This window comes from Kitasatospora sp. NPDC059973 (genome assembly GCF_042737525.1).
GTDB lineage: Bacteria > Actinomycetota > Actinomycetes > Streptomycetales > Streptomycetaceae > Kitasatospora.
In genome coordinates, this window is sequence record NZ_JBHWUI010000053.1 from 13,708 (window position 1) to 33,050 (window position 19,343).

Sequence of the window (19,343 nt, forward strand, 5' to 3'; positions counted from 1 at the left end):
CGCCACCGACAGTACCCGGAGTCACCGACTGGACACAGCGCGTTTGTAGATGATGTGCTATCAATTGCGGTCAAACCGGGCGCTGTTGCCTGGATCTGCCATGAAATGCCATGCCTTGCTGTAAGGCGCCCCGTGGCCTCGACCGTGTCCCCGGCGTTGTCCTGTTACGTGGAAGCCCCGGTCGTCGCCCAGGCCCACCGCCCGCAGTGGCGGCCCCCGCCCCGGAGCAGCGGCACTTCCGATCGGACGAGGTGACAGGAGAGCCCGTGATGGCCATCGGAGTACCGCAGTACCACCGCCTGGTCGCCGGAGGGGTGCTGGCGGCCGCCGCCCCCGCCCTGCTGCCCGAGGCGGCCGACGACCGCGGCCCGGGCCGCGGGCCCCTGGAGGGCGGCCGGGCCCCGTGCGGCGGCGGCAGCGGGCCGGCCCGCCGGCTCGGCGCGGAGGGCGGTGTGGTGGTCACCGGCTGCGACACCGTCACGGTGGCGCTGCGGCACGGCCTGGAGACGGTCGACATCCTGCGGCTGCGCCGGGCCTGCGGTGCGGCGCTGCAGAGCCGCAACGGCAGCACGGTCTCCTTCTTCGTCCCGGCCGGCACCTCCGAGACGTGGCACCTGCCCGGCAGCTCGTGTACCGCCGGCGCCCTGCTCCTGCCCGCCACCGATCCGCGCTGGGTGATGCCACCGGTCGGAGCGGACTTCACCGCCCGCCCCACCGACCCCTGGGTCCTGCGTTCGGCGCTCTGCGAGGCCGCCTGCACCCTGACCGCCGGCGGCCTCGGACCGTTCTGAGACCCGTTCCGAGGCCCGCCCGGAAGGCCCGCACCGAACGGTGCCGCCCATGCTGCCCAGGGCGCGGAGACACGTCGTGCCCGTCGTCGGGCGGGGCCACCCGGACCGCTTCCGGACCGGCCACCCCCTCTCCTCCTGCCGCCGGTCCCTCGCTGAGCTGCGGAGACCTTCGGCACGACGGCGATAATGGCCGGTATGGGACGAAGCAGCAGGGCCGGCCGCGGCACGGACAAGCCCCGTACCGACAAGGGCCGTACCGACAAGGGCCGTACGTCGGCGGAGCCGCAGCCGGCGGTTACCGGCCCCGGCGGCCGCACGCACGCCCAGGGGGCGCTCACCCGTCCCGTCGACTCGGGGCTGGCCGAACTCCGCCCGGACCGCGACCGTTCCGCCGCCTGGTCGCTGCTGATCGACGGCGCCCCGCAGTCGATGGTCGACCTCGCCGACCCGACCCACCTGGGCTTCGAGTACCAGCGCCGGCTCGGCCACCTGATCGACCTGGTCGCCCCGCCCGGCCGGCCGGTCACCGTCCTGCACCTCGGCGGCGGCGCCCTCACCCTGGCCCGCTACGTGGCGGCCACCCGCCCGCGCTCCCGCCAGCAGGTCGCCGAGATCGACACCGCGCTCACCGAGCTCGTCCGGACCGAACTCCCGCTGGAACGCGGCTGGCAGATCAAGGTCCGCGGCGCGGACGCCCGCAGCGTCCTGGAGCGGACCCCCGAGGGCACCGTCGACCTGGTGATCGCCGACGTCTTCTCCGGCGCCCGCGTCCCGGCCCACTGCACCACCGTCGAGTTCACCGCACTGGCCGCCCGCGCGCTCGCCCCGGGCGGCTGGTACGCCGTGAACATCGCCGACGGGTCGGCCCTGTCCTTCGCCCGCTCGCAGATCGCCACCCTCGGTGCGGTCTTCCCGGAGCTCTGCCTGGTCGCGGACCCCGCCGTGCTGCGCGGGAAGCGGTTCGGGAACCTGATCCTGGCAGCCGCGCACACGTCCCTCCCGATCGCCGAACTGAGCCGCAAGGTGGCCTCGGACGCCGCCCTCGGCCGGGTCGAACACGGCCGCGCGCTGGCCGACTTCGCCGCCGGTGCGGCGCCCGCCACCGACGTCACCGCCGCCCCCTCCCCGGCCCCGCCGCCGGAGGTCTTCCGGTAGACGCCGGGGCGCGCCCGGCCTGCGCCGCCCGGCTCCCGCCCGCCCGTCTCCCGCCCGCCCGTCTCCGGGTGGTCGGCGGGAGTCCGAAGGCAGGCCCTGGACGCCTGCACATCTCAGCGCCTGGGCGCGCAAGGGCCGGCTCAGTGCCCGCGCGGCAGCCCCCGGTGCTTGCACATCGCGGCACCGGTGAGCAGCAACCCGGCCGCGATGGGCGCCAGGACGGCTGTCCCGGTGCCGGAGAGGCCGTGCCCGGTGAACTCGGCGGCCGTGCCGGTCACGGCCGGGCTCTCGTGCGGCGCGGACCGGTCGGCGACGGCGGTCCGGGCACTCTCGCCGCCGCCTGCCCCGGACTGACCCGCCGCCTGCGCCCGACGGTCTGCGGCCTCGTGGTCGGGCGGCGGAGCGGCGGAGCCGTGCGACCCGGTGGCCGTCGGGGCGGACGGCCCGGCCGGAGCGCCGCCGCCCCCCGTCCGACCGGGTTCGGCGGCCGGCTCGCCGGTGTCGGCGTCCCGGGAGGCGCGGGTCTCGGCGGAGCGGGTCTGGACCGGCGCGGCGGCGAGCAGTCCGGAGGCGATCGCGAAGGCGTCCGGGACGGAGGCCCGCTGACCGGGCAGCGGCAGGTCGCCCGCTCTGATCCGGTCCTGGAGCAGGCCGGCGACGGGTGCGGCTGCGGCGCTGAGAGCAGGCACGGGCACGGCCGCGGTGGCCGGTTCGGCGAGCCGGCCGAGGACGCCGGGCGACGCGGCCTGCCCGGGCGGCGTCCGGCCGGGGGCCGCCCGGCCCGGGCCCGACTGTCCGGCGGGTGCCAGGTCGGCGGACGGCTGATCGGCGGAGGGCCGGCGGGCGGCTGCCTGCCCGGTCGGCACCGGACCGGGGGAGTGCGGCGCCGCGCCCTGACCGGCCGCGTCCACGGGGTGCCCGGCTGACCCCCCGTCGAGGACCGGGCCGCCGTCCAGCGTTCGGCCGACGGTGCGGCTGACGGGTTCCGGCAGCGGCCCGGCCGCCGCCGCGTAGGCGCCGGCCGCTCCCAGGCCCCAGAGCTGTGCGAGGAGCGCCCCGCCCGCGGCGACGACACGCGGGCGGGGCAGCCACCGGCCGCCGGGGCGCCGGGCGGCACCGACGGCGCGTCGGACGGGTTCCGGGGCCTTGGTCGCGTGATTGGCTCGCACGTGAGTTGAGAACGAGCGAACGGGCCGTGAGGTCACGGGCGTCGTCACGGACAGTCATCACGCGGACCAGGTGTCATCGGCTCGCCGGTCCCGCCGGCGGACCCGGTGACCGGGCCAGGGCTCCTGCGGGGATCAGGAGTTGGGGCGCAGCGTCCAGATGACGGTCATGATGCCGGTCACGGCGCCGTCGGCACGGGTGATCTCGACGGTGACGGGGAACTCCGGCCGCTCGCCCTTGTCGAGCTCGGCGACGATGTCCGCGGCCGGACGGCCCAGCACCGCGGTGGCGGTGACCGTGCCCATGGCCAGCTTCTTGTAGGAGATCTCGGCGCTCACCGCGAGCGGCACGGCCCGGGAGAGCTGGTCACCGAAGGCGCCCAGCACGATGCAGCCGCTCGCCGACTCGGCGAGGGTGAACATCGCGCCGGCGTGCGGGCCGCCGACGTGGTTGTGGTACTCGGGCTGGTCCGGCAGCCGGAGGACGGCACGCTCCGGCGTCGTCTCCAGGTACTCCAGCTTGAGGGTGCGTGCCATCGGCACGGTCGAGTCGAGGAGCTGGCCGATCGAAGGTGTGGTCATGGCAGCAATGTTACTAGTCGGTAGCTTCTGGCGGCAGACCTCCCGCAAGGGAAACCACGGGAACCGGGAGGAGGCGGGAGGCCGCGGGAGCGCGAAAACGCCTGAGGGGCCGATCTCTTGAAGAGATCGGCCCCTCAGGCTCTGGGGTGAGTGACGGGACTTGAACCCGCGGCCACCTGGACCACAACCAGGTGCTCTACCAACTGAGCTACACCCACCATCTGTCCGGCTCGTTCCCGCTCTTCGCGTTCCCGTTCCGACAGGAAGAACAATACAGGATCCGGAAGGGTGCTCGCGCCAGGGTTTCCATCAGCCCGGTGCGGGCCTTTCCATCAGCCCGGTGCGGACCCCTCCCGGGGCCGGCGGCGGCCTTCGCGTCCGGCCCCGGAGGTGCGGACGGGTCAGTCCGTCGGGGCGTGGTACTTCTCGGCGATCGCGCGCGCGGTGTCGGTGTCCGGGCCGGGCTGGGGGACGAACACCGCCTCGCGGTAGTACCGCAGTTCGTCGATGCTCTCGCGGATGTCCGCGAGCGCCCGGTGGCTGCCGCCCTTCTGCGGGCTGTTGTAGTACGCCCTCGGGTACCAGCGGCGGGCCAGCTCCTTGATCGAGGAGACGTCGACGATCCGGTAGTGCAGGTGCCCCTCCAGAGCCGGCATGTCCCGGGACAGGAAGCCGCGGTCGGTCGCCACGGAGTTCCCGCACAGCGGCGTCCGCCCGGCCTCCGGCGCGTGCTCGCGCACATAGGCGAGGACGAGTGCCTCGGCCTCGGCGAGCGTGACGCCCCGCTCCAGCTCGTCGAGCAGCCCGGAGGAGGTGTGCATGGTGCGTACCACCTCGGGCATGTTCGCCAGGGCCTCGGCGGGCGGGCGGATGATGACGTCGACGCCCTCGCCGAGGACGTTCAGCTCGGAGTCCGTCACCAGCGCCGCGACCTCGACCAGGGCGTCCCGGTCGAGGTCGAGGCCTGTCATTTCACAGTCGATCCATACCAAACGGTCATTCACGCCACTCACCCTACGGCGCGATCACGCGCCACGGGCACCGAAGGAGCCGAGCGGGGTGCCGGGGCGCAGGACTCGGAGCCGCGCGCGTCCTGACCGTGGCCGTCCGGCTCGTGCGCCTCCCGGGCCGTACCGGCCTGGTGGGCGGGGTGGGTCGGGTGCGCCTGGTGACCGTCCCGGGCGGGACGGGGGTCACGCGGCTCACGGGCCCCGTCCGGGCTCGCGGCCCGGCCGCCCTGCGGTCGGACCTGGGGGCCGCGGGCCTGGCGGGCCCGACCCTCCGGCGTCGCCGGCGCGGCCGACGCCGACGCCCGGCCGGTGGCCGCACCGTGCCCCCGGCCGCCGGAGCCGTCCTCCGACGGTCGCTCGGCCGCGCTGCGGTGCCCCTGCCCCTGACCGCGTGCGCCGGGCTGCGGCTGACCGTCCTCCGCCGCGGCGTGCTCCGCCGTGCGCGGCGGCCGGCCCGCCCCGGGACCGGCCTGCGGCGGGACCAGGGGCGGCCGCGCCGGGCCCCGCCCCGTCCCCGGCTGGCCGGAGTGCGGCTGGTGGGCCGCCTGCGGATGCGGGTAGGGCTGGGCGGCACGAGCGTGCACCCCCTGCCCGGACGGCTGGCCGTGCTGGCCGTGCTGCCCGAGCGAGCCGTGCTGGCCCGGGCCGCCGGAGGCGTACGGCAGTGCGGGTGCCGGCCCGTGCTGGCCGGGGACCACCCCGCCCGCCGCCGTGGCGGCGGCCGCCAGGGCCGCCGCGGCATGGGCCGCGGCCGACGCCGGCACGGCACCGGCCACCCGGAGGTCACCGGCGTGCAGCGGCGCCGGCGTCGGCGAGGCCGAGCCGGGGCGACGAGCCCGGTAGCTGGTCCGGTACGCGGCCGGCGAGACCCCGAGCTGGCGCCGGAAGTGCCCGCGCAGCGCCACCGGCGACCGGAAGCCGCAGCGGCGGGCGACATCGTCCACCGACAGCTCCGACGTCTCCAGCAGCCGCTGCGCCTGGAGCACCCGCTGGGTGATCAGCCACTGCAGCGGGGCGCTGCCGGTGAGCGTGCGGAACCGGCGGTCGAACGTCCGCCGGCTCATGTAGGCACGCGCGGCCAGCACCTCGACGTCGAACTGCTGGTTGAGGTTCTCCAGCGCCCAGGTGACCACCTCGGCGAGCGGGTCGTTGCCGATCTCCTCCGGTAAAGACTGATCGATGTACTGGGCCTGGCCTCCGCCGCTGCGGCGGCTGGGCACCACCAGCCGGCGGGCCAGCGCGTTGGCGGCCTCGGCACCGTGGTCGCTGCGCACCACGTGCAGGCAGAGGTCGATGCCGGCGGCGGTGCCGGCCGAGGTCAGTACGTCACCGTCGTCGACGAAGAGCTCCCGCGGGTCGACGTGGACCCGGGGATAGCGCTTGGCCAGGGTCGGCGCGTACATCCAGTGGGTGGTCGCGGGGCGACCGTCCAGCAGGCCGGCGGCGGCGAGCACGAAGGCGCCGGTGCAGAGGCCGATGATCCGCGCGCCCTCGTGGTGGGCCTTGCGCAGGGCGGTGATCGCCTCGACCGGCGGCGGCTGCGAGATCGAGCGCCAGGCCGGGACGACGATGGTGCCCGCCCGGGCGAGCGCCTCCAGCCCGTACGGAGCGGAGAGGGTGAGGCCTCCGGTCGTGGCCAGCGGCCCCTCCTCGCCGGCGCAGACCAGCAGGCGGTAGCGGGGCACTCCGGCGTCCTGGCGGTCGACGCCGAAGACGGAGAGCGGGATCGAGCTCTCGAAGATCGGGGCGCCGCCGAAGATCAGCACCGCGACGGTCTCGCGCCGGCGCCGGCCCGAGAGCTTCCGGGGGGCGGCGGACATCAGGGGGACCGAGGGGCCGTTCAGGCCGGACCCGCCGCCGGCGCCGTAGCCGCCGTGGCCGTTGACGCCCTGGCCGCCGTGGCCGCCCTGGCCGCTCTGGCCCTGGCCGTTGGGGCCGCCGCCGTTCGCGTTCTGGCCGCTCTGGCCGCTCTGGCCGCTCTGGCCGCTCTGGCCCTGGGAGCCGGGGCTGTGGCTGTGGGGGCTGTGGCTGTGGGGGCCGTGGAGGTTGGGGCTGTGGCCGCCCGAACCCTGCCCGCTCGGACCCTGGCCGAAGGTGCCTCCGGGCAGCCCGGCGGGCGTCGTCGCGGCGCTCGGACCGGTGGAGGCCGGGAACGTCGCGTCCGAGCCCGGATGGCCGAGCGCCCGGCCGAGCTGGTGCCCGCCGGGCTGGGCGCCGGACTGAGCTCCGGGGTGACCGCCAGGATGGCCGGGAACCGACGGGCCGGCATGCCCGGCCGTCCCCTGGCCCTGGAGACCGCCATGGCTGACGACGGGTCGGCTGACGGGTCGTCCGGCATGCTCCGGCGCGCCCGAGAAGGTGCCTGGACCGGAGCCCGCTGGTGCGGAGGGGGTGTGTGAGGCCGGTGAGGCCGGAGTGTTCACCGAGGCGTACGGGACGTATGGGGCGGCGCTGGAGGTGCCGGCGGAACGGGGGTTGGCAGCGGTGGCCGAAACGCCGGTGCCTCTCACGGACCGACCCGCGATATCGGCCACGGCCTGGTCGCTGTCAGGACCCGCGTCGCTCCTGCTCACCCTGCTCAAGGCGCTCAAGCCCCCTCGGTGGTGTGGTGTGGTGGTGCGGCACTGCTGGCCAAGATCGAATCTATCGGGTGGACCGTTGCCGTTGTGACAAGTTCACCATCCGACGCTATGTCGACATGGCAATTTGGCGTGATGCATTCGATCACGAAGCGTGGCACCCGTCGACCCTTCTGGGAAGGGGGCCGGTGCAACGGTGGCTGGTTGTCGCGGGGCCGGTCCTGGGGTGCCCCGCTTCGGCGTACCCGGCCGGCGGGTCTGGGCTGCGGCTTTGCCCAAGGGCGAGGGAGTCGCGCGAGATTGACCGAAAATAGGCGGTGCACGGGAGGGCGCACGCCTCTCGAAGTGTGCGCCTCCCTGGCTCCATCCGGCCAGTGCCAGGGCTGCGGATCGGACGCCGGGCGCCCGCGCTACCGTCCTGTCGTGGACAACCTCAGCCGGCTCGAACAGGCCAACGACAACGCCGCCGCCTTCTGGCTCGCCCAAGCGCGCGCCCACGGGTGGCAGCACCTCATCCGTCCCGGGTTCACCGCGGTCCGCTGCGCCCGGACCCCGGACGACGCCCACCGCATCGTGGTGACCCGTCCCTATGACCAACCAGCCGTGCTGGAAGACGAACTGGCGGCCCTGCTGGAGGAGTGGTCCACCACCCGGCTCACGCTGGAGGACCCCTACCTCGGACTCGACATGTCGCGCCACGGTTGCGCGCACGGCCGGGCGATGCCCGTGATGGTCCGTGAGCCCGGCGCGCTCGAAGCACCCTTGCTCGGCGCGCTGCCGTCGACGGGCGCCCGGGTCGGCGGCGACCTGACGGTCGATGAGGCGCTGAACGCCGACGCCTTCGCCGAGGTCGAACACGCGGTGGTCGACGGCTTCCCGATCGAGGACCGCCAGCCCTGGATACGGGGTGTGATGCTGCCCGAGCGCCTCCTGCACGAGCCCGGTTGCCGGGCCTGGCGGGCCAGGATCGCCGGTGAACTGGCCGGCGCCTGCCTGACCTTCGACGACGGCCGCGCCACCGGGGTGTACTGGGTCGCGACGCTCCCCGAACACCGCTCCCGGGGCGTGGCCCGCGCCGTCCTGGAGACGGCCCTGGCCGCCGCGGACCCCGACCGCCCGGCGACCCTGCTCGCCACCGCCCTCGGTGAACCGCTGTACCGCAAGCTCGGCTTCACCGTGGCGGGCCGTAGCCACTGGTGGACGAGGTCGGCCCCCGCGGAGTCGGCCCCCGCGCAGCCGTAGCAGGCCGCGTGCCCGGCCCCGCGTGCCGAGGTGAAGGTGGCGAGCAGGGTCGGTCGGTCGGTCGGTCGCCGCGGTCGGTCGTCGGTCGTCGGGCGGTCCGGCGCCGGGCGCAGTCGGGCCCGGGCCGTCCGTCCGGCCGGCGACTCACCCGGCCGGTGTTCCCCGGACGCTCCTCGGCGGTAGGTCGGCCAGGGGTGATTGCGGCAACTCCGGCTGAACGGTTTCAGACACGGACGGCCGCCACGGCGGCCGGAGCGCCGCTGTCCGGGCGGCCCCCGGGAACAGGCGCACGCGGGCCGTCCAGGGCGGAGAGCGGGGCCTGCGCGCCGGTTCGCGCGCCGGACAGCGCTGCTGCGGGCGCCGCCCCGTCGGCGGGCCCCCGGAGCCGCCGGCTGCCCCCCATCGCGGCCGTGCCCACTGCCCGCCGGTGGCCCGGTTCGGCGGCCCGGATGCCGGGCCTGGCGCCCGGCGCGCTGCGTGCGGCGAGTACCTGCCCGACGGCCTCCGGCAGACCGGCCGCCTTGAGCGTCGGCCGGTAGCCCGGCTCGGCCCAGGGGCGGCCGTGGTGCAGCCAGACGCTGCGCAGCCCGGTCAGCTCCGCGCCGGCGATGTCGGCGGGGGCGTGGTCCCCGACCATCCAGGTGTTCGAGGCCCAGTCGCCGGTGGGCGCGATGCCGCACCGCTGCGCGGCGATCTCGAAGATCAACGGGTCCGGCTTCACGCACTCCGCCTCCTCCGAGATGACCCAGCCGTCGACCATCGGTCCCAGCCCGGTCCGGCGGATCTTCTCCAACTGCGGCCGGGTGTTGCCGTTGCTGACGATGCCGAGCGTCCACCCGGCCGCACGCGCCGCCCGCAGCGCGTCGATGTTGCGGGAGGGGCAGTGGATGTGGGAGTTGATGCCGCGTCGGAAGTGGGCGAGCAGGAAGTCGAGAGAGTCGTCCAGGCCGTAGCGGCGCTGGATCGCGGACAGTACGGTGCTGCGCGGCACGTACCCGCCGCCGTCGATGGTGACCAGCCAGTCGAGGTCGTCCGGCGGGAGGCCTCGCTCGGTCAGGAAGTCCCGGGCCCAGGCTCGGAAGGCTGCGTCCCTGGGGAGCAGCGTGTTGTCGAGGTCGAACAGGAGCAGCGGCATGTCGTGCATGGTGCCAGCGGCTGCGGGTATGCACGTGGCAAATGCCAGGCAGCGTCGCGAACCCGTGCGAATTGGCTGAAACGGATAGCGGCAGGCGTGGCAGGGATGGGGCCGGGGTTGGAGTGCGGGGCGGCTGCTCGGGGTGGGGGAGGTGGAGGTGGCCACAGCGGTTCGGCGGCGGACCGGTCGGCGCGACGCCCATCGGGAGCGGCCCGACGGTGGAACGCAGACGGCCCGGAGCCGGGCAGAGGACGGCCTGCCCTGCCGTCGATCCGGACGCGGCGCGGGGGTGGACCCGGATGCGGCCCGGTCCGGTGGGCCGAGGGATGGCGGCCGGGAGACGGCGCTGAGGGCGCGGCACGGCGCACGGGTTGTGGGCCGCGGCGGCCTCGTTCGGCGTCCTACGACGCCGGTTGCCGGTGTCGGGCGGCGACGGATCGTTGTCGATCAATGACAGTCCGGTCACGGTGTCCCGGTGGCCTGTTGCATCGCTCCGTTCGCTCAGTCAAGCTCCAGAGACCCTCCTTTGCCGGAGGGGGCGCGACCGCGCGCTGGCAGGGGGCGCATCGCCGGCGGCGGGCGCATCCTCCATTCGCGGTAACAAAGCCGTTCCGAGGCTTTGCCGCTGGGCTGAGTCTCCTGCCCGTCGTACTCTGAAAGGAACAGGTCACAAACGGTGGTGCTCGGCGCAGACCGACGTCTTCCCGCGTGCGGGCCTGCTGCCAGGGCAGCGTTGTCCTCTCTTGTCGGCCCATCTTCCTCGAAGAGCCTTGAGCCATGGCTGGTTTTGAGTCCTCCCGACCGGTTGAACCGGATGCGGTCCGCAGCGCGGGCGCAGTGCCCGGGGGAGACAGTGGTTGTGCACAGACCGGAGTCGGCGCGGACCCTGACGTGGGCGCGGACGCCGTGGATATCCGGGGATTCTCCCGCCTGCTTCGCACTATCGCGCGCCGGGGCCGCTCCGGCTCCCGCCAGCAGCGGGGCGACCACCGGCCCGACCCGGCGGAGTCCGCGATGACGGGCCGCCTGGGGCCGGGTGCCGACCACCCGGGAGGCTCCGGCCTGCCGAGCGCCGCCGGCGAACCCGCGGTGCAGCAGAAGCCCGGCGGCTCGTGCGACCCCGCCTTCCAGCACGGCGTGGTGGTGGGATTCGACGGCTCGCTGTCGAGCGAGCGTGCCCTGGCCTATGCGGTGGGCATGGCTCGTCGCTCGAAGTGCGGGCTGGTGATCGTGCACGTGGCCAATCGCCTGCCGGCCACGGTGTGGGCGGGCTGCGAACCTCCCGTCTTCGTCGACCTTCCCGATCACCGGACCGAGGTGCTCGGTCTGGAGCTCGCCTGCGCGGACTTCCTCGCCGGGGTGCCCTGGATCCTGGTCGAGCGGGGCGGCGACATCTGCCATGAGATCGAGGAGGTCGGCCGCGAGTACGCCGCGGACGCGATCGTCGTCGGCAGCACGCACGGCCTGCTCGGCAAGATCTTCGGATCGGTCTCCGGTCGGCTGGCCCGTCGCGCCAACCGTCCGGTGATTGTGATCCCCTGACGGTTCATCGGCTATGAGGGGAGCGCTGATCCGGCGGCTCCGCACCGGGTGCCCGGTGACGGTGCCTTCCGCCGTCGTCGGCGCGTCCGCCCGCTGTGCTTTCGTCCGGTGCCTCGGGTGCCTCCTCTCCAGTGGGCCGGATGTTCATGGATCTCTGACGACTGCCGTGAAGGGCAGGGCGGTCTGCCCGGGCCCCGCTGTCTCTCGTGTCTCTCGGCAGCGTCTCTCGGCGGCGTCTCTCGGCCTGCCGGTGCACCGGCAAGCCGAGAGACGGGGAGCCGAGGGCGCCGACGGCGCCCCGGAGCTGGTGCGGGTGCCTCAGGAGGTGACGCCGAGCTCACGGGCGATGAGCATGCGCTGCACCTCCGAAGTGCCCTCCCCGATCTCCAGGATCTTGGAGTCACGCCAGAAGCGCGCGACCGGGAATTCGTTCATGAAGCCGTACCCGCCGTGGATCTGGGTCGCCTCACGGGCGTTGTCGACGGCGGCCTCGGACGAGTACAGCTTGGCGATCGCGGCCTCCTTCTTGAACGGTTCGCCGTGCAGCAGCCGGGATGCGGCGTCCCGCCAGGCCAGGCGGGAGGTGTGGGCGCGCATCTCCATGTCGGCGAGCTTGAACTGGATGGCCTGGTTGGCGCCGATAGGACGGCCGAAGGCCCGGCGCTGGCCGGCGTAGAGGACTGACTGGTCGACGCACCCCTGGGCCAGGCCGGTGGCCAGGGCTGCGATCGCGATGCGGCCCTCGTCGAGGATCCGCAGGAACTGGGCGTAGCCGCGGCCGCGCTCGCCCAGCAGGTTGGCCGCGGGAACGCGGCAGTCGGTAAAGGACAATTCGCGGGTGTCGGATGCGTTCCACCCGACCTTCGAGTACTTCTTGGACACCTGGAACCCCGGGGTTCCGGTGGGCACGATGATGGAAGAGATTTCCCGCCGTGGCGAGGGGAATTCGCCCTCTTCACTCGAACGAGCGATCGGTTCGGTGAGCGCGGTGACGGTGACCAGGCCGGTGATCTCGGTACCGGAGTTGGTGATGAAGCACTTGGTGCCGTTGATGACCCACTCGTCGGTGGCCTCGTCGTAGCGCGCCGTGGTGCGGGTCGCGCCGGCGTCGGAGCCGCCCTCGGGCTCGGTCAGGCCGAACGCCCCGAGCAGCTCGCCGGAGGTCAGCCGCGGCAGCCACTCGCGCTTCTGCTCCTCCGTCCCGAAGCGGTAGATCGGCATCGCGCCGAGCGAGACCGCGGCCTCCAGGGTGATCGCCACCGAGGAGTCGACCCGGGCGAGCTCCTCCAGGACCAGGCAGAGCGCGAAGTAGTCGCCGCCCATGCCCCCGTACTCCTCGGAGAACGGCAGGCCGAAGAGGCCCATCCGCCCCATCTCACGGACGATCTCGTAGGGGAACTCGCCCTGCTCGTAGAACTCGCCGATCTTCGGCGCGACCACGTCCTGGGCGAACTCGGCGACGGTGCGCCGCAGCTCCTCGTACTCGCTGTTCAGCCGGTGATCGAGCATGGTGATCCTCCTGGGGCCCGGCCGGGGTGGCCGCGGGCGTGATCGGGATGACCGCATGTCGGTCCGATGATGTGACGGACATGCGGGCTGTCGAGCGGGTCGGGTGGTACGGAGAGATCCGGCCGGACCGGGTCGCGGCCGACGCGGGTCCTCGCGGGGTCTCGAAGCGTGCGGGGCGGTCAGTCCCGGCCGTCGCCGAGCAGCGCCTGGACGGTGCGCGACGGGCTCGGCCGGCCGAGTTGCCGCGCCATCCAGCCACTGGTGGAGACGAGGGCGCGGAGGTCGACGCCGGTCCGGATGCCGAGGCCGTGCAGCATCCAGACCAGGTCCTCGGTGGCGAGGTTGCCGGTGGCGCTCTTGGCGTACGGGCAGCCGCCCAGGCCGCCGGCCGAGGCGTCGACCGTGGTCACGCCGCCGCGCAGGGCGGCCAGGGTGTTGCTGAGCGCCTGGCCGTAGGTGTCGTGGAAGTGCACCGCGAGCCTGTCGACCGGGACTCCGGCCCGGCCGAAGCCGTCCAGCAGCGCGGTGACCTGGCCCGGGGTGGCGACGCCGATGGTGTCGCCGAGGCTCAGTTCGGTGCAGCCCATCTCCAGCAGCCGCACGCCGAAGCGGATCACCTGCTCGGCCGGCACCGGGCCCTCCCACGGGTCGCCGAAGCACATCGAGAGGTAGCCGCGCACGCGGACACCGGCGCCGGTGGCGCGTTCCACCACCGGGCGGAACATCGCCATCGCCTCGTCCGCCGAGCGGTTGAGGTTGCGGCGGGCGAAGGTCTCGGTGGCGCTGGCGAACACCGCGATGTCGGTGGCGTGGTGGGCGAGCGCGCGGTCCAGCCCGCGCTCGTTGGGCACCAGGACAGGCAGTCGCAGCCCGGGGTGGCGCGCGGGCAACCCGGCCAGCCGGGGCGCCAGTTCCTCGGCGTCGGCGAGCTGGGGCACCCACTTCGGGTGGACGAAGCTGGTGGCCTCCACCGTGCGCAGGCCCGCGCCGGCGAGCCGGGCGATGAACTCGGCCTTGACCTCCACGGGGACGAGGGCGCTCTCGTTCTGCAGGCCGTCCCGCGGCCCGACCTCGTGGATCCGGACCTCCTCGGGCAGGCCCCGGTCGCGGACCTCGGCGGGCAGGCCCAGGTCGAGCGCGTCGGGCTCGGGCGCGGCGGCGGTCATGACCGCACCTCGGCGGCGACCGCACCGAGCGCCGGGCCGTCCGCGGGCGATCCGGCGGAGGCCGGTCCGCCCTTCCCCGGTTCCTCCCCGCCCGGTCCGTCCTCGGCCGGGGTGACCACGACCAGCAGCTCCTCCATCGCCACCGTGGCTCCCGCGGTGGCCCGCAGCTCGCTCACGGTGCCGTCGTGCGGGGCGGCGATCACGTGTTCCATCTTCATGGCCTCCAGGACGAGCAGCGGTTGGCCCTTGCGGACCAGCTCGCCGGCCGTGGTCTTCACGACGGTGACCGTGCCGGGCATCGGGGCGGTGAGGGCGCCGTGGTGGGCCGCGCCGGCGGTGGTGCTCTCGCCGACCGGGTCGTAGCCGTGCACCGGCCAGGCGTCGCCGTCGATCCCGAGCCAGGTCACCGGGCCGGTGGCCGTGCCGGGGGCGCCGTCGGCGGCCAGGGCGAACGTCGTCTGGAGTCCGTCGGCGGTGAGGTGCAGCCGGTCGCCCGACCGGACGGCCCGGGCCCGGTGGACCGGTCCGGAGCCGAGCCGGATGTCCACCTCACGGGTGACGCCCGGGGGAATGTCAGTGGCCTCGGCTACGTTGCCGACAGTGATCGGACGGATGCTCACCGACACCGGGTCCTGGCCGGGGGTGCGGAGTCGATGGGTGGTCCAGGCCGCTTGGCCGCCGATGCGCCAGCCGGAGGGAAGGGAGAAGGGATCGGTCCAGCCGTCGCCGTCGGCGGTGGGAGTGAGGCTCAGGTGCCGCGCGAGCGCGGCCGCGTAGTAGAGGAGGTGGGCGGGCGTCGGAGCCTCAGTGGGCCGGGGGTCGGTGCCCCCGGCGGCTTCGTCGGAGCGGCCGGGGTCTGCGTCGGCGGCGCCGGTGTCGGCGGTCGGAGCGGTGGAGGCCGCGTTGGCCGGAGCGTAGGGCGAGGCGAGCAGTGCGGGCTGCTGCTGCGCCGTCTGCTCCACCAGCCCGGTGTCGAGGCGGCCGGCGACGACATCGGGGTGGGCGAGCAGTCGCCGCAGGAAGCCCGTGTTGGTCGTCACGCCCAGGATCCGGGTGTCGGCCAGCGCGGCGCGGAGCCGGCGCAGCGCGGTCGGGCGGTCGGGCCCGTACGCGATGACCTTGGCGAGCATGGGGTCGTAGGAGCTGGTGATCTCGGTGCCCGGGGCGACACCCGAGTCCACCCTGATGCCTTCGCCCTGCGGCTCGTCGAGGACGAGGATGCGTCCACCGGTGGGGAGGAAGTCCCGCTCCGGGTCCTCCGCACAGATCCGGGCCTCGATGGCGTGGCCCAGAAAGGAGATGTCCGGCTGGGTGAAGGTGAGGCGCTCGCCCGAGGCGATCCGCAGCTGCCACTCGACCAGGTCCAGTCGTCGCTGCTGGGTGCCGCCCGTTCCGGCGGAGCCGTCGGTGGTGCCGCCGACGGCGACGGCGAGTTCGGTGACGGGGTGTTCGACCTGGAGGCGGGTGTTCATCTCCATGAAGAAGAAGTCCCGTACCCCCTCGGTGGGGACGGGGGAGTCCGGGTCGAGGCCGGGGACGATGAACTCCACGGTGCCGGCCCCGGTGTAGCCGCAGGACTCGGCGGCACGGACGGCGGCTGCGCCCATCGCGGCGCGGGTCTCGGCATTGAGCAGAACGGAGGGTGCTTCTTCGATCAACTTCTGGTGGCGGCGCTGCAGGCTGCACTCGCGCTCGCCGAGGTGGACGGTGGTGCCGTGGGCGTCGGCGAGTACCTGGACCTCGATGTGGCGCGGCCGGTCGACCCACCGCTCCAGCAGCAGGGTGTCGTCGCCGAAGGCGGTGCGGGCGACCCGCCGGGCGGCGGCGATCTCGGTCGGCAGCTCGGCCCGGTCCCGCACCAGGCGCATGCCCTTGCCGCCGCCACCGGCGGACGGCTTGAGCAGCACGGGGAAGCCGATCTCGTCGGCGGCCGCGACGAGTTCCCCGTCGGTGGGCGCGGTGGCCTCGCTGCCCGGGACCACCGGTACGCCGGCGGCCCGTACGGCCTCCTTGGCGTTGATCTTGTCACCCATCAGCTCGACCGCAGCGGGAGGAGGACCGATGAAGACCAGGCCCGCGTCGGCGCAGGCGCGCGCGAAGGAGGAGTTCTCGGCGAGGAAGCCGTAGCCGGGGTGAACGGCCTGGGCACCGGTGCGGCGGGCCGCGGCGAGGATCTGGTCGGTCCGCAGGTACGTCTCGGTGGCCGAGCTGTCACTGCGGTCGGCCGGTCCGAGCCGTACCGCGACATCGGCCTCGCGGACGTGCGGTGCGTCGGCGTCCGCGTCGCTGAAGACGGCGACGGAGCGCACGCCGAGCCGCCGCAGGGTGCGGATCACCCGGACGGCGATCTCGCCACGGTTGGCGACCAGAACTGTGTCGAACATGGGAGGCGATCCTCCGGGTCGAGGGGAGCCGTGCGAAGGAGGTGGTGGGAGGCGGCAGCAGCAGCGACGCGTCGTGCGCGGCCGGGGTGGGCCGCCGTCGGGCCGGGCCCGGCCCGGGTCGGCACGCCCGGTGCGGCACGCGGGCCGGCGAGCGGGCCGACGAATTGGCCGACGAGCGGGTCGAGCGGTCCGGCGGCTCGGGTCTGGCGGGTGTGCTGGGCCCGGGAGGGCCGCTCGTCCGGAGGAGGCTCCGTGGTGACGCGCGGCCCTGCCCGGGCGGCCGTCACATCCGGAAGACGCCGTACGGGCCGGGCGGCGGGAGCGGGGCGTTGGCGCAGGCGGTGAGGGCGAGTCCGAGGACGGTGCGGGTGTCCATCGGGTCGATCACTCCGTCGTCCCAGAGCCGTGCGGTGGCGTAGTAGGCGTTCCCCTGGCGGTCGTACTGCTCGCGGACGGGGCGCTTGAACTCCTCCTCCGCCTCGGTGGGCCAGGACTCGCCGTGGGCTTCGAGCTGGTCTCGCCGGACGGTGGCCAGCACCGAGGCGGCCTGCTCGCCGCCCATCACGGAGATCTTCGCGCCCGGCCACATCCACAGGAAGCGGGGCGAGTAGGCCCGGCCGCACATCGAGTAGTTGCCGGCCCCGTACGAGCCGCCGATCACCACCGTCAGCTTCGGGACGCGGGTGGAGGCGACGGCGTTCACCATCTTGGCGCCGTGCTTGGCGATGCCGCCCGCCTCGTACTGCCGCCCGACCATGAAGCCGGTGATGTTCTGGAGGAAGAGGAGGGGGATGCCCCGCTGGTCGCACAACTCGATGAAGTGGGCGCCCTTGAGGGCGGACTCCGCGAAGAGCACACCGTTGTTGGCGACGATGCCGACGGGGTGGCCGTGGATCCGGGCGAACCCCGTCACCAGGGTCGCGCCGTACTCGGCCTTGAACTCGGCGAAGCGGCTGCCGTCGACCAGCCGCGCGATCACCTCGCGGACGTCGTACGGCGTCCGGGGGTCGACCGGGACGGCTCCGTACAGACCCGCCGGGTCGACGGCGGGCGGCTCGGCCGGGGCCAGCGGCCACGGCCTGGCCGCGCGCGGGCCGAGCCCGGCGACGATGGTGCGCACGATGGAGAGGGCGTGGGCGTCGTCCTCGGCCAGGTGGTCCGTCACGCCGGAGGTGCGGGAGTGGAGGTCGCCGCCGCCGAGCTCCTCGGCGGTCACCACCTCGCCGGTGGCGGCCTTCACCAGCGGCGGTCCGCCGAGGAAGATGGTGCCCTGGTTGCGGACGATGACGGCCTGGTCGCTCATCGCCGGTACGTACGCGCCGCCCGCCGTGCAGGAGCCGAGTACGGCGGCGATCTGCGGGATCCCGGCGGCGGAGAGGCGGGCCTGGTTGTAGAAGATCCGGCCGAAGTGGTCGCGGTCCGGGAAGACCTCGTCCTGCATCGGCAGGAAGGCGCCGCCGGAGTCCACCAGGTAGACGCAGGGGAGCCGGTTCTCCAGCGCGACCTCCTGGGCGCGCAGGTGCTTCTTCACCGTCATCGGGTAGTAGGTGCCGCCCTTGACGGTGGCGTCGTTGGCGACGACGACCACCTCGCGCCCGGCGACCCGGCCGATGCCCGCGATCACGCCGGCCGCCGGAGCGGCTCCGTCGTACATCCCGTCGGCCGCCAGCGGCGCCAGTTCGAGGAACGGCGAGGCCGGGTCGAGCAGCGTGTCCACCCGGTCGCGGGGGAGCAGTTTGCCGCGGGCGGTGTGGCGCGCCCGGGCCTTGGCCCCGCCGCCGAGAGCGGCCGCGGCGAGCTTCTCGCGCAGCTCGCCGACCAGCGCACGATGGGCCTCGGTGTTGGCCCGGTAGGCCTCCGAGCCCGGGTCGGCGGCGGTGCCGAGCCGGGGGGCGGGCGCGGCGGCGCCCGGTGGGACGGCTCCGGCGGCCGCGCCGTTCGTCGCGCCGCCCGCCGTGGTTCCGGCCGCTGCGCCGCCGTGGACGCCGGTGGGTGCACCGGCGGTGGAGATGACCATTCCAAGAGCTCCCTTGCTCTCGGCACCAGGTGGGCAGCAGAGCCCGGGTGTGCCTGCGACCCCCACGTTAATGAGCGTTAACTCGTGCCGCCCAGGTTAACGGGCGATAACCCGACTGTCTACGATGGGCAGCATGCCGAACGTCCCAGGCGCCTCCGCGCTCCCACGCCGTGACCAGATCCGCAGGGAGGCCGCGCGGCTGTTCGCCGCCCGGGGCTTCCTGGGCGTGGGTGTCGACGAGATCGGCAAAGCCGTCGGCATCAGCGGGCCGGGGCTCTACCGGCACTTCGCCGGCAAGGACGCGATGCTCGCCGATCTCCTGATCGGCATCAGTGAGCGCCTCCTGGAGGAGGGCCGCCGCCGGGCGGGTGGCGGCGACGGCGGCGCCGAAGCGCTGGACGCCCTGATCAGGGGGCATGTCGACTTCGCGCTGGACGACCGCGACCTGATCACCCTGCACGACCGCGAGCTGCTGAACCTCAAGGACGAGGACCGTCGGACGGTCCGCCGGCTCCAGCGCGGCTACGTCGAACTGTGGGTGGACGTGGTCCGCCGGGCCCATCCGTCGCTGGCCGTGCCCGATGCCGAGCCGGTGGCGCGGGCCGCGGTGCACGCCGTCTTCGGGCTGATCAACTCGACTCCGCACAGCCTCGGCCCGAGTCCCGCCCAGGAGGACCGCGGCGCGCAGGAGGACCGCGTCGCCCTCCAGCGCGACAGCATGGCCGCCCTGCTGCACAGCCTGGCGCACGGTGCCTTCTCGGCAGCCGCCGGCACGGCCGCGCGCAGCTGAATCGAGCGGCGCGGCCGACCGGCCCCGGCCGGGGGGCCGCCCGGTCGTGCGCCCTCGCGCCGAACGGTCGACGGCAAGCGGTCGACGGCAAGCGGTCGACGGCGAGCGCTCGACGGGGCCGGGCCGGGTCCGGCTGACCACCCGCTGGACCACCGGGGTCGGTCGTCCGGCCTAGGCCCAAAGGACGGCGCCGGGCTGCGTCGGCGGCCGGTGGGCGTTCGGCGCGATCTCGTTCACCCTGGAGGGTGACGGCCGAGGCGCGCGCCCCGGCCGGG

At 74.4% G+C, this 19,343-nt stretch carries 12 protein-coding genes, 1 tRNA gene and 2 pseudogenes; 5 read left to right on the forward strand and 10 right to left on the reverse strand.

Features of this window, described 5'->3' with window-relative positions:
• The first annotated feature begins 269 nt into the window (after positions 1-269).
• Both ACFWA9_RS16790 and ACFWA9_RS16795 read left to right on the forward strand, forming a co-directional pair.
• Positions 270-791 carry a hypothetical protein gene (locus tag ACFWA9_RS16790; RefSeq protein WP_380387866.1) on the forward strand — a complete coding sequence of 174 codons (522 nt, stop codon included), beginning with the start codon at positions 270-272 and terminating at the stop codon, positions 789-791.
• Positions 792-977: 186 nt separating this feature from the next.
• A complete protein-coding gene (locus ACFWA9_RS16795; RefSeq protein WP_380387869.1) occupies positions 978-1,946 on the forward strand; it encodes a spermidine synthase in 969 nt (322 codons plus the stop codon).
• A gap of 140 nt (positions 1,947-2,086) precedes the next feature.
• Here the strand turns inward: ACFWA9_RS16795 and ACFWA9_RS16800 are convergent, their stop codons facing one another.
• The 5 genes and pseudogenes from ACFWA9_RS16800 to ACFWA9_RS16820 all read right to left on the reverse strand — a co-directional run.
• Positions 2,087-3,115, reverse strand: coding sequence for a hypothetical protein (locus tag ACFWA9_RS16800; RefSeq protein ID WP_380387871.1), 1,029 nt, complete (start codon positions 3,113-3,115; stop codon positions 2,087-2,089).
• A gap of 132 nt (positions 3,116-3,247) precedes the next feature.
• The gene (locus ACFWA9_RS16805) at positions 3,248-3,694 is read right to left on the reverse strand and encodes a DUF4442 domain-containing protein (RefSeq protein ID WP_329487756.1); all 447 of its coding nucleotides are present in this window, start codon (positions 3,692-3,694) and stop codon (positions 3,248-3,250) included.
• 142 nt (positions 3,695-3,836) lie between these two features.
• A tRNA-His gene (locus tag ACFWA9_RS16810) sits at positions 3,837-3,912 on the reverse strand.
• Between the two features lie 183 nt (positions 3,913-4,095).
• Entirely contained in the window at positions 4,096-4,698 is a 603-nt protein-coding gene (orn, locus tag ACFWA9_RS16815; RefSeq protein WP_380387874.1) for an oligoribonuclease, read from the reverse strand.
• Between the two features lie 826 nt (positions 4,699-5,524).
• Positions 5,525-6,524, reverse strand: a pseudogene (locus ACFWA9_RS16820) (helix-turn-helix domain-containing protein); the annotation flags it as partial.
• A 1,182-nt stretch (positions 6,525-7,706) separates the two neighbouring features.
• Between ACFWA9_RS16820 and ACFWA9_RS16825 the strand changes: the two are divergent.
• On the forward strand, positions 7,707-8,525 hold the full coding sequence (locus ACFWA9_RS16825) for a GNAT family N-acetyltransferase (protein WP_380387875.1): 819 nt from the start codon (positions 7,707-7,709) through the stop codon (positions 8,523-8,525).
• A gap of 223 nt (positions 8,526-8,748) precedes the next feature.
• On the opposite strand, the gene ACFWA9_RS16830 is transcribed toward ACFWA9_RS16825, so the two are convergent.
• Positions 8,749-9,660 (reverse strand): HAD family hydrolase, encoded by a 912-nt coding sequence (locus ACFWA9_RS16830; RefSeq protein ID WP_380387878.1) that lies wholly within the window; start codon positions 9,658-9,660, stop codon positions 8,749-8,751.
• Positions 9,661-10,767: 1,107 nt separating this feature from the next.
• On the opposite strand from ACFWA9_RS16830, the pseudogene ACFWA9_RS16835 reads away from it, so the two are divergent.
• Positions 10,768-11,202, forward strand: a pseudogene (locus tag ACFWA9_RS16835) (universal stress protein); the annotation flags it as partial.
• 318 nt (positions 11,203-11,520) lie between these two features.
• Here the strand turns inward: ACFWA9_RS16835 and ACFWA9_RS16840 are convergent.
• The 4 genes from ACFWA9_RS16840 to ACFWA9_RS16855 all read right to left on the reverse strand — a co-directional run bounded on the left by ACFWA9_RS16840 (position 11,521) and on the right by ACFWA9_RS16855 (position 18,278).
• A complete protein-coding gene (locus ACFWA9_RS16840) occupies positions 11,521-12,711 on the reverse strand; it encodes an acyl-CoA dehydrogenase family protein (RefSeq protein ID WP_329487752.1) in 1,191 nt (396 codons plus the stop codon).
• Between the two features lie 179 nt (positions 12,712-12,890).
• Positions 12,891-13,877 (reverse strand): hydroxymethylglutaryl-CoA lyase, encoded by a 987-nt coding sequence (locus ACFWA9_RS16845; protein ID WP_380387881.1) that lies wholly within the window; start codon positions 13,875-13,877, stop codon positions 12,891-12,893.
• Positions 13,874-16,261 carry an acetyl/propionyl/methylcrotonyl-CoA carboxylase subunit alpha gene (locus tag ACFWA9_RS16850; RefSeq protein ID WP_380387884.1) on the reverse strand — a complete coding sequence of 796 codons (2,388 nt, stop codon included), beginning with the start codon at positions 16,259-16,261 and terminating at the stop codon, positions 13,874-13,876. Before ACFWA9_RS16850 ends, ACFWA9_RS16845 begins: the two co-directional genes overlap by 4 nt.
• Before the next feature lie 283 nt (positions 16,262-16,544).
• Positions 16,545-18,278, reverse strand: coding sequence for a carboxyl transferase domain-containing protein (locus tag ACFWA9_RS16855; protein ID WP_380387887.1), 1,734 nt, complete (start codon positions 18,276-18,278; stop codon positions 16,545-16,547).
• 133 nt (positions 18,279-18,411) lie between these two features.
• Here ACFWA9_RS16855 and ACFWA9_RS16860 point away from each other — a divergent pair, with 133 nt between their 5' ends.
• Positions 18,412-19,068, forward strand: a complete 657-nt coding sequence (locus ACFWA9_RS16860) for a TetR/AcrR family transcriptional regulator (protein ID WP_352294963.1) — start codon at positions 18,412-18,414, stop codon at positions 19,066-19,068.
• The last annotated feature ends 275 nt before the right edge of the window (positions 19,069-19,343 follow it).

What these genes read in the sequence shown, in the direction of transcription:
- ACFWA9_RS16840 (WP_329487752.1), bottom strand. Translation starts at nt 12,711, where the DNA reads ATGCTCGATCACCGGCTGAACAGCGAGTACGAGGAGCTGCGGCGCACC.
- ACFWA9_RS16855 (WP_380387887.1), bottom strand. Translation starts at nt 18,278, where the DNA reads ATGGTCATCTCCACCGCCGGTGCACCCACCGGCGTCCACGGCGGCGCA.
- ACFWA9_RS16860 (WP_352294963.1), top strand. Translation starts at nt 18,412, where the DNA reads ATGCCGAACGTCCCAGGCGCCTCCGCGCTCCCACGCCGTGACCAGATC.
- ACFWA9_RS16845 (WP_380387881.1), bottom strand. Translation starts at nt 13,877, where the DNA reads ATGACCGCCGCCGCGCCCGAGCCCGACGCGCTCGACCTGGGCCTGCCC.
- ACFWA9_RS16850 (WP_380387884.1), bottom strand. Translation starts at nt 16,261, where the DNA reads ATGTTCGACACAGTTCTGGTCGCCAACCGTGGCGAGATCGCCGTCCGG.
- ACFWA9_RS16795 (WP_380387869.1), top strand. Translation starts at nt 978, where the DNA reads ATGGCCGGTATGGGACGAAGCAGCAGGGCCGGCCGCGGCACGGACAAG.
- ACFWA9_RS16805 (WP_329487756.1), bottom strand. Translation starts at nt 3,694, where the DNA reads ATGACCACACCTTCGATCGGCCAGCTCCTCGACTCGACCGTGCCGATG.
- ACFWA9_RS16790 (WP_380387866.1), top strand. Translation starts at nt 270, where the DNA reads ATGGCCATCGGAGTACCGCAGTACCACCGCCTGGTCGCCGGAGGGGTG.
- ACFWA9_RS16830 (WP_380387878.1), bottom strand. Translation starts at nt 9,660, where the DNA reads ATGCCGCTGCTCCTGTTCGACCTCGACAACACGCTGCTCCCCAGGGAC.